This is a genomic window from Paenibacillus sp. CMM36, assembly GCF_053570945.1.
In genome coordinates, this window is sequence record NZ_JBSEDY010000025.1 from 21,352 (window position 1) to 35,585 (window position 14,234).

A 14,234-nucleotide genomic window follows, 5' to 3' on the forward strand; every position below is an offset into this window, starting at 1 on the left:
TACCCTACTCTTGAAAAGGAGGGAGTACCCATGAAAAAGGTTCAGGAAGTTATGACTAAAGAATGCGTAACGGTTACCCCGCAGGACAATATTTATGAAATTGCGGTCAAAATGAAGGACAATGATACTGGTTTTATTCCGGTTGTGGAAAGCGAAGGCAGTGATAAGTTGATCGGCGTAGTAACGGACCGTGATCTTGTCGTTCGCGGTTATGCGGCTAAAAATTCGGGTTCGGGTTCAGTCGATACGGTTATGACGACAGGTATTCGTACAGCCAGTGCGGACATGTCGGTGGACCAAGCAGCTGAACTGATGGCGGAGCAGCAAATCCGTCGGTTGCCTGTGACGGAAGGAGACCGTCTGATCGGGATTGTCTCAATCGGGGATTTGGCTGTTCGTAATATTTTTGCAGACAACGCTGGAGAGGCGCTTAGTCATATTTCCGAGCAGGTCCACTAGAAGAATAATTAAGGTAGGCATTTGTTGGGGGGTCTTAACCCCGGGCGTTAAATCAGGAGTTCAACCCGAATATGGGTTGGACTCCTTGCTATTCTGGTTGATATTCGAATAAACGGATAAGCTATTTATTATATAACTAAATCAATTTCATAATACCTTTAGCTGCTTCAATCAAAACTAGTTATAGATCAAAATGATTCGATTTGTCTGTATCTAGTTACAACCACCAAACTTTAATGAGTTATGAAATTGATTCAACTTTAAAATGATGTATTGTTAGATTATCAGGAGGTAGTCATGAATCCAGATCATCCTTGTATTGTACAACGTGATTTTACCGTTCTGCTGGAAATGGGCTTGCCCGGTTCGGAATGGGCTCGTTCACAGTTGCAGATTTATGCGGAGCTGGTTAAAAGTCCGTCCGCTTTTCATACATACCACATCACTCCACTGTCTTTGTGGAATGCAGTTGCCCTCGGATGGAGTGCTGAGGACATTCAAAATAGTTTGTATTCCATTTCCCGTTGGGATATTCCACGTGATTTGTTGAATGATATTGAACAGCTCGTTTCTCGCTATGGGACGTTGACGCTTTCACGAGGTACGAAAGAAAACGGAGGTATAAAGACAGGGAAAGCCAACAGCTATGCAATAGGTGATCGCTTGATCTTGGCAGCAGAGACCCCCGCTTTACTGGATGAGCTACTGACCAAGCAAGAGCTAATACAGCTTGGTTTACTTCGCGTTGATGAGGAAAGCGCATCGGTCCCGCCCGAAAGTCGGGGCTTGCTCAAGCAGGAATTAACTCGCTTGGGATATCCCGTTGTGGATACGGCAGGCTATCTTGAAGGGAATCAGCTTAGTTTTACCTTGGGAAAGGGACAAACGAAGTTGCGGCTTCGTGATTATCAAGTAAAGGCCGCTGATGCGTTTGAAGGAGCCGACGGCTTAGGGGGTAGTGGTGTACTGGTGCTTCCATGCGGAGCTGGAAAAACAGTGATAGGCATGGCGGTGATGAATCGGCTTCAGTGTGAAGTGCTTATTCTAACATCTAATACTACTTCTGTACGGCAATGGGTAGAAGAATTAAAGCAAAAGACGGATATTTCTGCCGATTCCATCGGGGAATATAGTGGTCAGAAAAAAGAAGTGCGCCCGATTACGGTGGCAACATACCAAATTTTGACACACCGTCGCACCAAGGATGGGGATTTTGAGCATATGAAACTGCTGAGTGAGCGGAAGTGGGGACTCATTATATATGATGAGGTTCATTTGCTGCCCGCGCCAGTATTCCGGGCGACGGCTGACATTCAGGCTACCCGTCGTTTGGGGTTAACGGCCACGCTGGTTCGAGAGGATGGTTGTGAACGGGATGTGTTCTCTTTAATTGGGCCCAAACGGTATGATATGCCATGGAAGGAGCTGGAGCGACAGGGCTGGATCGCTCAGGTCGATTGTGTGGAGTTGCGGCTTCCAATGACAGCTGAACTTTTGGAGCGCAGTATGCGTGCTGAGGGCAGACAGCAGTACCGAATTGCAGCCGAAAATCCGATCAAACTGGAGGCGGTGCGTAGCCTGATGCAGCAGCACAGTGGTTTGCCCACGCTCATTATTGGTCAATATTTGGACCAGTTGCGTACATTGGCTCAGGAGCTCGGTGTCCCACTGATTACGGGTTCAATGAGCCAGACGGAGCGGGTGCGTTGGTTTGATGCATTCCGCAAGGGTGCAATTCGGACCCTATTGGTGTCCAAGGTTGCAAACTTTGCGGTGGATCTGCCGGATGCAGCAGTAGCCATAGAGGTATCGGGCAGCTTTGGCTCTCGCCAGGAAGAAGCGCAGCGACTGGGACGCATTTTGCGACCAAAGTCAGGCGAGAATAAAGCTTATTTTTATGCTCTAGTGACGGAGAATAGCAAGGAGATGGATTTTGCAGCTCGTCGTCAGCTGTTCCTGATTGAGCAAGGCTATGAATATGCGGTTCGCAGATTTAGTGTGACAGAGGCTATTGGAAGCAGGGATGCTAAGTCTGGAGATCGTGGAAAGAAAAAGGAGGCCTAATCAAGAATGGGCGTAACGAACACGCAAGACAGCTGGAATGAGCTTTCATCGGATGAGCTGCTGGTACTTAGACGATGCTTTATTCGGCACGCGGGACAGCCCATGAAGGAAGAAGAACCTATACAGCTTACCCGGGGATCGTTAAGCGGAGTCGAAACGAAACTGGCACTGCGTGGATTACGTGCCCGGGGCTGGCTCGAGGCTGTTACCAAATCGTGGGGCGAACGAATTTTATATATCCCGGTTTATCGACTACCGGATCTGTACGATATGTTGTTAGAGGAAAATCCAATGAACATGATGCATTCGGATCATCCGATAACGGTACATGAATCAATGACAGGCCTGGAGTCGGAATTGCTGCATGCGTTGTCACGTATTGCAGTACAGGGCGTCCCTTTGACGGCCAAAGGAACCATACATAAGCGATCATTGCAAAAATTGAATGAACTGACCCCCTTTCGCCCGGAGGACCTGATGGGTCTTGGGTTGCATTATGCGCATGCAGAGCTGTATCCTGTGCAAACGGTGGTCATGATGGATTTGCTACTCAGTTTGGGGCTGTTAGTGAAAGAAACGGTGTCTTTTCGCATTCAGGAAACGGAACTGGCGACTTGGATTCGTTTGTCTGCTTGGCAAATGCGCAAGCATATTTTTGCTACACTCATGGAAAGATACGGCAAGGCCGAAGCATCCATGCAGCATTTTCGCTATATGCTGTGTGCCGTCTCCCAGTATATGGGGATAGAAGGGTGGATATCTATCAAGTGTCTGCTGCAATGGATGCTTCAAGTAGGCCTAATCCAGCAGGAGAGTACGAGCGGAGCTGATTCCAAGAACGGCGCCCTTTTAGACCTTATTCCTACAACCTCAAATCCGGAAGGGTTTGCGGGAGAAACGGGTTCTGATTTTAATTTTAATGGATCTTTCATGGAGGGATTGGAGGGTTGGCTGAAGGCCCTGACTGCGTTTGGAATGGGTGATTGGGGCCAGACTGCATCGGGTAAACTGTGTTTTCGCTGGAATGTATCTGTGTTAGACATGCTTCGTCCCAATAATTACGAGGATACAAATCAAGAACAAGGTACTTTTTATGTACAACCTGATTTTGAAATATTGGTTCCGCCAGATGTGGCATATGATGTGCGCTGGCGACTGGAATGCTGCTGTGAACGTGTGACAGGAGATCGGATGGCAATATACCGGATCACCAGAGAAAGTGTTACAGAGGCAATCGAGTTAGGGATGGAAGCTAAAGCAATTCCTGCTCTACTGGACAAGTTCAGCCGGACAGGCGTGCCTGATCATGTACGTATGGCGGTAGAACAGTGGGCAGGCGATGTCGGACGGACGGCATTTGCAACGGTAACACTTTTGCGATGTAGCACACAGGAGGATGCAGACATGGTTGCACGCCATCCCGCGCTGGAAGGATTGCTGGAACGGCTTGGCGACAAGGACTTTATTATTCCGGCGAGCTCTGTTGTCAAAATACGAAAAACGCTTGCTGCAATAGGATTAGGTCCACGTCGTGAACCCGAAGGTGTGGACGAGCCAGCTCATCATTATCCACTGATTTCGGAAACAGAGAACATAAATTCAGGCAGCCTCAACAGTGAAATGGAGTCCGAACCTATTCAAGCCCGTTCTATATTTTCCCAAGAGGGGAGAGCAGGTTTGGTTTATACAGGGCGAACGCTGCACTTTTACGAACAAGAGCATACACTGCCTGATCCGTCTGACTATTTTCCAGAAAGATCTACAGTCCCCTCCTCATGGACAAAAGAATGGAGGAGTTACCATACTTCCACTGCCCGGCAGTTGATCGAGCAAGCGATTCGTTGGCAGGCTGCTGTGGGGCTGCGAATCGGTGGGAAAGAGGTTAAATGGATACCGGAGGCGGTGGTTTCCGGTGCACCATGGAGTGTCACAGGCTGGTATGCCTCAGGAAGGGATGACGAAACACTTTCTCCTGCGACCTTACAGCCAAGTGAATGGTCAGACATGCGCTTGCTGGTTCCTTTTACATAGTAGGGCCAGGAAGTGCATGAAACTCCTTCTTCTCAAAAGAAGGATGTGGTATGATAAATGAGTCTACTTTTACAGGGTAGAACTTTATATAAAGTGAGATGAACATTCATGAGCGTAGCCGAATTGAACACGGTCAATATGGCAGAAGTGCTTATTAACGCCTATGAATTGGGCGATATGGTCAACCGATCCTTTGAGGTATCGGATTATTTATATTGGAAACAGCGTGTGGAATTGAATCCGTCTATTCAGGCGTGTGTACGCAAGCTGGATGCCAAAAAGGAGCTATTCGCGGAAACGGAGCGTTTTGGGCATTTTCATCCGAACTATCATGAAGCGAAGGATGCAGTGCAGGTCGTTGAGCTGGAACTGGAACAATTCGTGGATGTTAAGGAGTTCAAACGAGCCGAAAAGGCGCTGGATGATATGCTTCATGCCATGTCTGAAACGATTGCATATTCCGTGTCCGAGACTATTAAGGTGCCGAGCAATGATCCGAATGTGAAAAAAGGCGGATGTGGCAGCGGAGGGAAATGCTCCTGTGGATAGGTCATAGGAATGATACCGAGTGGGGGGAGATGAAGCGAATGTTTGCCGAGCGGACAGGGTACATCATTTGGGTAAGCGATATCAAGGCTGCCCGCAATCTGGAGAAATACGGAAATGTCCACTTTATTTCAAAGCGTATGCATTATGTAGTGATATATATGAATGCGGATCGGGCAGAAGACACCGTTAAAAATATTCGCAGACTTTCCTATGTGCGTAAGGTCGAGCGCTCTTTTCGAAATGAGATTAGGACGGATTACAACGACGATAAGGAAAAGATGAAAGAATATGAAATATAATATTAAATGTCTATAAATTGTAAACATTTTTTGAAAGGTCAGCCTACAGGCTGGCTTTTTTTCGTGAAGTCAGGACTTTTGCATAATGGTCTTGATGCTGTTAGACCTAAAAAATCTTAAATATCACCCATAAACTTCAATTTTGTAACTTGTAGTCCCGGGTCTGTTGAGGTAACATATGAATATATTGGTAGATATAAAGACCTATCTGGTGGGGAGAGTGATCCCGTGCGTGACAAAGCAATGCAGCGATGGAGTACATACGAACCGTTCTACGTGGAGATGGGCGATAAAAAAGTCGCCGATATCGTGATAACAAATCATGCGAAATCACGTTACTTAGATCGGGTAGAGCAGAAACAGTCCGAGACGAATCATATCGCCGCCTGGCTTTGGGAATGCCTGAAGCAAAACAGGATGGAGTCCTATTATCATAACGAAGAGGATGTATATTTAATTGATGGTGATCTGGTCGTCGTGGCCGAATTTGGAGAGTTGCCCGGCGAGATGGATATTGCGGGGAATCCGCTTCACAAAATGATTGTCATTACCTTTTTGGGCCGGATGTCGGAGACCATTGAATTAAGGGATTTGAAGTCATACTATTCATGGTTACGCCATTCGCGGCGCATGACACTGATGAAAAGCACTCGTAAGCAAAAATAGACGGTCATTTGGAGAACGGCTTCAGATGAAAAAATCTCCAAACTTCCTGAATACCGTTAAGTTTAAGTAGAAAGTATGCACTTATTAGCTGCATGCTTTTTTTATTTTCCAATAATAAAACTACCCAATTCAGTAAGTTTACTTGGAAATGCTTCGACAGACGTTTTTCTTATGTTAAAATAGGGAGAACAGAGGGGAGAGGGCTGTCAGTATGAACTTTCATCAGTTGCACATTTTTTATACCGTAGCGGAACGCGGGAGCTTCTCGGCGGCGGCACAAGCGCTGCATATGACACAACCTGCGGTGACGATGCAAATTCAGTCTTTGGAAGATTATTTTGGCACAAAACTGCTGCAACGTTCGACTAAAAAAATCGAACTTTCAGAGGCGGGAGCGACACTCCTGCCTTTTGCGAAAAAAAGCATGCAACTGATCAGGGAAGCTGACGAGGCGATGTCTGCTTTTACTCACATGTTGGAGGGAAGATTGCATATTGGCGCCAGCCTAACGATTGGTGAGTATATTGTACCCAGAATGCTGGGACCGTTTGGTCAGGAATACCCTCATATACGCATGGCGATGAATGTGATGAATACAACTCAGATTATGGATGATATACTAAAACATCAGCTGAATTTAGGACTGATTGAGGCCCCAGTCCAGCATCCGGATATCGTGGTGGAACCTGTGATGCAGGACGAACTGAAATTGATTGTGCCTTCAGGACATGCGCTGGCCAAGGCTAAAAAAGTGGTTCTGGAAGATGTGTTCAAGCATCCTTTTGTAGCCAGAGAAAAGGGATCTGGTACACGTCAAGTAATAGAAGATGAGCTGAAAAATCGTGGTATGGATGCCTCCCGACTTGGGATTGTAATGGAGATGGGGAGCACTGGAGCGGTTAAATCGGCGGTGGAGGCTGGACTGGGTATTACCATGCTATCACCATCTTCGGTGAAGCATGAAGTTGCGCTCGGATTATTGAAAATTGTAAATATTTCAGATATCACGTTCAAACGAGAATTTTATGCAATTCATTTGAAGTCGGCGTTGTTGCCGATTCCGGTAGTAACCTTCCTGTCTTACTTGCGTCGTCATGATCAGGGAACGGACGTCCTGAGGGACTCGCAGGACGAGCTTGCAAAGGTGAAAGAGAAGGAGGATGTATAATGAAGGAGCAGATTAACGTAAAACGATATGATTTACACACACACACCCAAGCATCTGACGGAATGCAACCACCTGCAGATAATGTGCGCTGGGCCAAGGAAAAAGGACTGGCAGGTGTGGCCATTACAGATCATGATACGGTAGCTGGCCTGGAGGAAGCTCTGGAAGAGGGAAAACGCATAGGAATTACTGTGGTGCCAGGAGTGGAAATTAGTACTCGAGCTGGCGATAAGGATATTCATATACTCGGTTATTTTATGGATTACCACAATAAAGTGTTTTTGGAACGGTTGGAAAAGCTTCGCCAGGCACGGGATACCCGTAATGATTTGATTTTGAGTCAATTGCGTAGTCTGGGTGTGGAAATCACACTGGGTGAAGTGGTGGCTACGATGGGCAGACCGCTGGCACCAGATGAAAGCATTGGACGTCCGCATATGGCGGATACGCTGGTTCAAAAAGGATATGCGAAGGATATGCGGGACGCGTTTGACCGTTACTTGGCGGAAGGAGCGCCCGGATATGTGTCTATACCCCGTGTAGAGCCTGCGGAGGCCATAAACTGGATTCGTGAAGCAGGAGGGGTACCCGTGGTGGCCCACCCTGGCTTGTACGGAAATGATGAGCTGGTTCGTTCTATTATAGAGGAGGCGAAGCCTGCGGGCTTGGAGGTGCGACATTCGGACCATGATGCTGAGGCTGAGAGCCGATATACTGCGATGGCGGCGCAATATGGCCTCATTGCAACTGGCGGCTCGGATTTTCACGGCGCGCGTCAAGGTGTTATTTTTCACGGTGATCTGGGTAGCCGTAGTGTGGAAGGGCAGGTAGTCGAGGAATTGAGGAAGGCTGCTATTGGACAAAAGTAAATAAAAAGCCCCTTGCCTTATGCATGGAACACAAGAAGTGTACCGTGCAAAGAACAAAGGGCTTTTTTTGTGGGTTCAACAGGCTAGTAAGATTTAACCGTTTTTGATGCGATTCGGCAGCTTTTTGACTAGTTCCTCATCGGGTGTAATGAAAAGCGTACGCTGATGGTCGTAGATGACAAAGCCAGGTTTGGCTCCGCTAGGCTTACGTACATGTCGAATCAGGGTGGCGTCCACAGGTACACTGCTGGACTGCTTGGCCTGACTAAAATAAGCAGCGAGTTGAGCTGCTTCCTCCAGCGTCGCATCTCCGAATTGCTCAGCACGTATAACGACGTGTGACCCCGGAATATCCTTTGTGTGCAGCCAGGTGTCATTTGGTCCGGCCAGTCGATTTGTTACATATTCATTTTGCAAGTTGTTTTTGCCAACCAGTAACTCGATACCTTCGGATGATGTATAGACGTGCAGGGTTGGACGGTCGTTTTTCTTCTTTTTCTTTCCTTTTTTGACCCGATCTCTGAGATAGCCCTGCTGAACCAGTTCTTCACGTATTTCCTCAATGTCATTCATAGAGGCATGGGCTAGCTGCTGAAGAAGACTGTCCATATAACGGATTTCTTCGTGCGTTTTCTCCAGTTGTTCGTCAATGACAGCTAGGCTGTTTTTATATTTGTTGTATTTTTTAAAATACCGTTGCGCATTATCCGACGGGTTGAGTAGTGGGTCCAGTGGGATGGACATTGGACGCTGTTCCTCATCATAAAAGTTGATGATCGTCACTTCTTTGTCCCCTTTTTTCACCTCATGCAGCGAAGCGAACAGCAACTCTCCATAAATGCGAAATTGATCGGCATCTTCCGCCTCGGCCAAATCCTGTTGGAGATAGTCGAGTTTTTTTACGTTTTTACTCCGCTCATTTTGCAGAAACCGCAGTAGGTCACTGACCTTTTGCTTAACCGTATCCCTTTCTGCTTTTTCACCGAAGAAGTCTTCCATACACTCACTGATCGTAGCGTACTCCTTACGTTCTCCTTGGATCAACGTCAGTGGAATGGCTGAGAATATCACTTTATCTTGTGCGTTTAGTCCAGATACCGGCTGAAAACGATGGTTCCGCACGTCATCCATGATGTGACTGAATGTACTCCATAGTGAACGATCACTATCACCAGATACTTCATTAGTTACTCGAGTTAGTATCTCTTCAGCAATGAGGGGACTGAGTCCAGTAAAAGTGTTCACGATCCAGCGTTTGGGAGCTTCTCCGGCCTCGAGTGCTGTTTGATACGAGGATATGAAAGCTGCCTCTTCTGTTTCTAGTGGATTTAGCTTGTTTTGTTCAGGAGGCTCCGTGTATTGAAAGCCGGGCATAATGACCCGATAGCTGCTAATAGACGGTGTAACATGATGAATGCCATCTAGCATCACGCCTGTTTCCGGGTCAAGCAAAATAATGTTGCTGTGTCTGCCCATCAGTTCAATGATAATTCGTTTGAGTGAAACATCTCCCAGTTCATCACGTTGACGTACATCCATGTGAATAATACGCTCCATGCCCACCTGCGTGATTTTCTCAATAACGCCTCCTTCGCAATGCTTGCGAAGAAGCATACAAAACATAGGGGCTTCTGTCGGATTAAGAAAGCTTTGTTCTGTAAAATGTACACGCGGGAAGGTCGGATTAGCTGACAGCAGCAGCTTTACGCTTCCGCCTTGTGCCCGCAGATTCAGCACGATATCGCGATCGTTTGGCTGATGTATTTTATTAATGCGCCCGCCTCGGATGCCTTGCAGTTCGTGTACGATAGCGCGGGTTACGATTCCGTCCAATGCCATAATTATGTTCTCCTTTGAAGCAAATGTATTTTCGCCTTCCTACTATGATACATAACTTTGGGACAAAACTTAAGCGGCTTTGTGATATTTCAGATCCTGTCCGAATAGATTGAATCTAGAAAGTCTGTCCAGCTTATCAGCAATCGCGGCACAAAAATATAATAACGGGCAGCCATCCTACGCACAACCGACGGAAGCGGACTATCTGACCGGGAGGGAATTGGGGAGAATGGAACAAGCACACTGGCACCAATTAAGCAATGAACAGCTTTCAACAAGTCTGGAAGTCGACCCGAAGCAGGGTCTTTCGGAGGAACAGCTTGCGGAACGAAGAGAAAGGTCAGGATGGAATGAGCTGAGCGAGGGGAAGCGAGTTTCGGCAATCTTGCTGCTGCTCAACCAGTTCAAGGATTTTATGATGCTTGTATTGATGGGAGCGACCCTGATATCCGGCCTGCTTGGCGAGTATTTGGACGCGATTACCATTATTGCTATTGTTGTACTGAATGGAATTCTTGGCTTTGTACAGGAATTCAGAGCTGAGCGTTCATTGCGAGCTTTGAGACAACTATCGGCTCCGACGGCCAAAGTGTTGCGGGGCGGAAAACGAATTCAAGTTCAAGCCAGAGAACTGGTACCGGGTGATATTGTGCTGCTGGAAAGTGGTGATCGCATTCCCGCAGATGTAAGGTGGTTGAGTACGAACGGCTGTGATGTAGAGGAGTCCGCCCTGACAGGTGAATCGGTTCCGGTGAGTAAGCATTGCCGCCCTATTCATGCCGCCGAGGTACCACTTGGGGATCAAAAAAACATCGGTTTTATGGGCACGATGATGACTAGAGGAACCGCACAAGGAATAGTTATACGTACAGGTATGAGTACCGAAATGGGTAAGATCGCAGACTTGATAGAAAATACGGAGTCGCAGGAGACACCGTTGCAGCACAGATTGGAGCAATTGGGCAAAATTTTGATTATCGTAGCGTTGGCGCTAACGGTGCTCGTTGTCGTAGCAGGCATTTTACATGGACAGCCAGCCATGAGCATGTTCTTGGCCGGAGTGAGCTTGGCTGTGGCGGCTATACCGGAAGGGTTGCCAGCTATTGTGACGATTGCGCTCGCATTGGGTGTGCAGCGTATGATTAAACGAAAGGCGATTGTGCGTAAGCTGCCTTCTGTTGAAACGCTCGGCTGTGCATCTGTCATTTGTTCCGACAAAACGGGTACCCTGACCCAAAATAAAATGACGGTTACCAAGCTATGGCTGGACGGCCGCTACTGGGGAGTTACGGGAGAGGGCTATGACCCTCACGGGCATATTATGGATAGAGACCTTCCTGCCGATCTTAAAAACGGACAATCTCTGCGTAGACTGCTGCAAGCCAGTGTGCTTTGCAACAATGCGGAAATTGTTCAAGCCGATACAGAGGAGCTACGTTCGAAAAAGAAAACCAAAGAGCCGACGCCGTCCTCCGTTTGGGAGCTAAAGGGTGATCCGACGGAAGGAGCGCTGGTCACGTTAGCTGCCAAGGGCGGAGTCACGCGACAAGGGCTATATGAGCTATACACAAGGGAGCGAGAATTTCCTTTTGACTCGGATCGGAAGCGAATGTCGGTACTCGTACGCCACCAGGGAGGACACATTGTCTTTGCCAAAGGTGCACCGGATGTATTGCTGGGCCAGTGCTCCTACATTTTATGGGAAGGAAATGTCGTTCCGTTAACGGGTACGCTGCGCCAAAAGGTACTGGCAGCTAACGAAGGAATGGCCTCGGAGGCGCTACGTGTACTTGGTGTCGCTTACCGTGATATCCGCTCGCATGAGCGTGTCTCCACGGTTGAGGAGGCTGAAGCACAACTGATCTTTATCGGGCTGACAGGCATGATTGATCCGCCACGTCGCGAGGTTCGCGAAGCCATTGGCAAGTGTCGTCGTGCTGGCATTCGCACTGTGATGATTACCGGAGATCACGGTACAACTGCAGAGGCCATTGCACAGCAGCTGGGCATTTTTCAGCGCGGATCCCACGTGTTAACAGGACAGGAATTGTCTGCGATGGATGATGCGTCGCTGGACAAAGCCGTTGATACCGTCTCTGTATATGCACGGGTTTCGCCGGAGCACAAGCTACGGATCGTCAAGTCACTGCAAAGGCGCGGACATGTCGTAGCCATGACTGGAGATGGCGTCAATGACGCTCCAGCGATAAAGGCGTCGGACATCGGCATTGCAATGGGTATTACAGGAACGGACGTGACCAAAGAAGCGGCTGCGCTTGTTCTGAGTGATGATAATTTCTCTACGATTGTAGCCGCAATTGAGGAAGGACGGAATATTTACGAGAATATCCGTAAATTTATCCGTTATCTACTCGCCTCCAATGTGGGTGAAATTTTGACGATGTTTTTTGCCATGATGGCCGGGCTGCCATTACCTTTGTTACCGATCCAGATTTTATGGGTGAATCTGGTGACAGATGGCCTACCAGCGATGGCTCTGGGGGTGGACCAACCAGAAAAGGATCTCATGGAGCACAAACCTCGTGGCGCAAAGGAAAATATTTTTGCTCGTCGACTGGGCTGGAAAATCATTAGTCGTGGCTTGTTGATTGGTTTATGTACGCTAGCGGCCTTCTGGCTGACATTACGTATTGCACCGGATGACGCAGGACAACTGATCAAAGCACAGTCCGTTGCCTTTGCTACGCTAGTTCTGGCGCAGTTAATTCATGTGTTTGATTGCCGCAGTTCCCGTTCTATTTTCCATCGTAATCCGTTTCAAAATAGTTATCTTGTGCTTGCCGTGCTGTCTTCAATAGTACTAATGCTAGTGGTTATGTACGTGCCTATGCTGCAACCTATTTTCAAAACGGTACCGCTCGGTTTGCGTGAGTGGGCGCTATCCATTGTCGCAGCTGGGATTCCGACGTTTCTGATGGGAGCGGGAAGTGTGTGGGGCGGTCGACGCAACCGTCGTCGCGGCGGAAATACACACTTTTCAGCGGGACGTACGAAGTTTTCATCCTAGAAATCGGGTTATGCATATCGCATCGCTTTCCCACTATTGCCCTGTATGATATCATGGGATCAAAGCTTCATGAGGAACATGACATCAGCAGCAACGGCGGAGGTAAGCTATGGAATTCACAAAAATGAACGGTCTAGGTAATGATTTTATCGTTTGGTTTGGGCATCAGGAGTTGCCGTCTGACGCCTCGGAATTAGCTGTTCGGCTATGTGATCGACATTTTGGTGTTGGCGCCGATGGGTTGGTATATATATTGCCATCAGAAAAAGCGGATTTCTGCATGCGCATTATTAACTCGGACGGCTCAGAGGCCGAACAATGCGGTAATGCTATCCGTTGTGCTGCCAAATACGTATATGACCGTAAGCATATCAACCGTGAACAGATCACGATTGAGACGCTGGGTGCAGGTGTACAGCAGGTCGAACTAACTGTAGAGAATGGACTTGTTCGTATGGTGAAGGTAGATATGGGAGAGCCAATTCTTGAGGGTTTGAAGATTCCGACTACTCTGGATCTGACTAGCGTAATTAATGAGCCCATTGAAGCTGGAGGAAGTGGTTTTCGCTTTACGGCTGTATCTATGGGGAATCCGCACTGTGTCATTTATGTGGAGGATGCGCCAAGCTTTGATCTGGAAGCCTGGGGGCCAAAGCTGGAATGCCATCCGTTATTCCCTAAAAAAACAAATGTTGAGTTCGCCACGGTACGTAGCCGTAAGCATATAGATATGAGAGTATGGGAGAGAGGAGCCGGGCCGACGCTAGCTTGTGGAACCGGAGCCTGTGCTACGCTTGTTGCTTCTGTACTAAACGGATATAGCGACCGCCACGCCATTGTAAGCCTGAAGGGCGGCGATCTGGATATCGAATGGAGCGAGGAAGATAATCACATATATATGACGGGTCCGGCTGAGATCGTGTACGAAGGTCGTCTGTTCTGAATCAATCATGTGACTATAAAGATAACGTGCAACTACTAATGAATCGTATAGAAGTGAGTGAAAAGAAGACCTTAGTAGGTCTTCTCAGATTGTCGAGAAACCCCGTCATTTTGAGACGTGGGTTTCTTTTTTACATCATAATGCTCTGGTCTCTGGAGAAGCAGGGGGGGTACCCCTGTTTCTCCAGGCGAGCTAGGTGGATCGCCATCTTCTTCATGTTCTGCACGGCTGCCGTCATAAGGGCTTGTTCCCTGACGTTTGGAAGACCGCGCAAACGGCAATAGCGAAACCCATGGAGCTCTTTGGCATCCGCGAAGCT

Annotated in this window: 12 protein-coding genes; 10 read left to right on the forward strand and 2 right to left on the reverse strand. The window is 47.9% G+C overall.

The genetic code is table 11. The features are described from left to right. Positions 1–30 precede the first annotated feature (30 nt). From ACWA2B_RS26390 to ACWA2B_RS26425, 8 genes are all read left to right on the forward strand, one after another. Positions 31–459 (forward strand): CBS domain-containing protein, encoded by a 429-nt coding sequence (locus ACWA2B_RS26390; RefSeq protein ID WP_029517640.1) that lies wholly within the window; start codon positions 31–33, stop codon positions 457–459. Between the two features lie 297 nt (positions 460–756). Further along, positions 757–2,523, forward strand: coding sequence for a DNA repair helicase XPB (locus tag ACWA2B_RS26395; protein WP_340955864.1), 1,767 nt, complete (start codon positions 757–759; stop codon positions 2,521–2,523). Between the two features lie 6 nt (positions 2,524–2,529). After that, on the forward strand, positions 2,530–4,554 hold the full coding sequence (locus ACWA2B_RS26400; protein WP_342434281.1) for a helicase-associated domain-containing protein: 2,025 nt from the start codon (positions 2,530–2,532) through the stop codon (positions 4,552–4,554). A gap of 108 nt (positions 4,555–4,662) precedes the next feature. Further along, positions 4,663–5,103: a YlbF family regulator gene (locus ACWA2B_RS26405; RefSeq protein WP_013310906.1), complete on the forward strand. Its 441-nt coding sequence runs from the start codon at positions 4,663–4,665 to the stop codon at positions 5,101–5,103. A 38-nt stretch (positions 5,104–5,141) separates the two neighbouring features. Beyond that, the gene (locus tag ACWA2B_RS26410; RefSeq protein WP_029517637.1) at positions 5,142–5,402 is read left to right on the forward strand and encodes a YlbG family protein; all 261 of its coding nucleotides are present in this window, start codon (positions 5,142–5,144) and stop codon (positions 5,400–5,402) included. A 228-nt stretch (positions 5,403–5,630) separates the two neighbouring features. Beyond that, positions 5,631–6,068, forward strand: a complete 438-nt coding sequence (locus ACWA2B_RS26415) for a hypothetical protein (RefSeq protein ID WP_340885824.1) — start codon at positions 5,631–5,633, stop codon at positions 6,066–6,068. A gap of 211 nt (positions 6,069–6,279) precedes the next feature. Further along, positions 6,280–7,236, forward strand: a complete 957-nt coding sequence (locus ACWA2B_RS26420) for a selenium metabolism-associated LysR family transcriptional regulator (RefSeq protein ID WP_069010585.1) — start codon at positions 6,280–6,282, stop codon at positions 7,234–7,236. Continuing rightward, complete coding sequence (locus ACWA2B_RS26425) at positions 7,236–8,105, forward strand: PHP domain-containing protein (protein WP_449292808.1); 870 nt, start codon at positions 7,236–7,238, stop codon at positions 8,103–8,105. Before ACWA2B_RS26420 ends, ACWA2B_RS26425 begins: the two co-directional genes overlap by 1 nt. A 93-nt stretch (positions 8,106–8,198) precedes the next feature. Here the strand turns inward: ACWA2B_RS26425 and ACWA2B_RS26430 are convergent, their stop codons facing one another. Then, on the reverse strand, positions 8,199–9,944 hold the full coding sequence (locus tag ACWA2B_RS26430) for an Rqc2 family fibronectin-binding protein (protein ID WP_165150248.1): 1,746 nt from the start codon (positions 9,942–9,944) through the stop codon (positions 8,199–8,201). A 229-nt stretch (positions 9,945–10,173) separates the two neighbouring features. On the opposite strand from ACWA2B_RS26430, the gene ACWA2B_RS26435 reads away from it, so the two are divergent. Then, positions 10,174–12,972: a calcium-translocating P-type ATPase, SERCA-type gene (locus ACWA2B_RS26435; RefSeq protein ID WP_342435179.1), complete on the forward strand. Its 2,799-nt coding sequence runs from the start codon at positions 10,174–10,176 to the stop codon at positions 12,970–12,972. A gap of 109 nt (positions 12,973–13,081) precedes the next feature. Beyond that, the gene (dapF, locus tag ACWA2B_RS26440; RefSeq protein WP_029517632.1) at positions 13,082–13,915 is read left to right on the forward strand and encodes a diaminopimelate epimerase; all 834 of its coding nucleotides are present in this window, start codon (positions 13,082–13,084) and stop codon (positions 13,913–13,915) included. A gap of 130 nt (positions 13,916–14,045) precedes the next feature. On the opposite strand, the gene ACWA2B_RS26445 is transcribed toward dapF, so the two are convergent. Further along, on the reverse strand, positions 14,046–14,234 hold a 189-nt coding region (locus ACWA2B_RS26445; RefSeq protein ID WP_449292809.1), incomplete at its 5' end, for a transposase.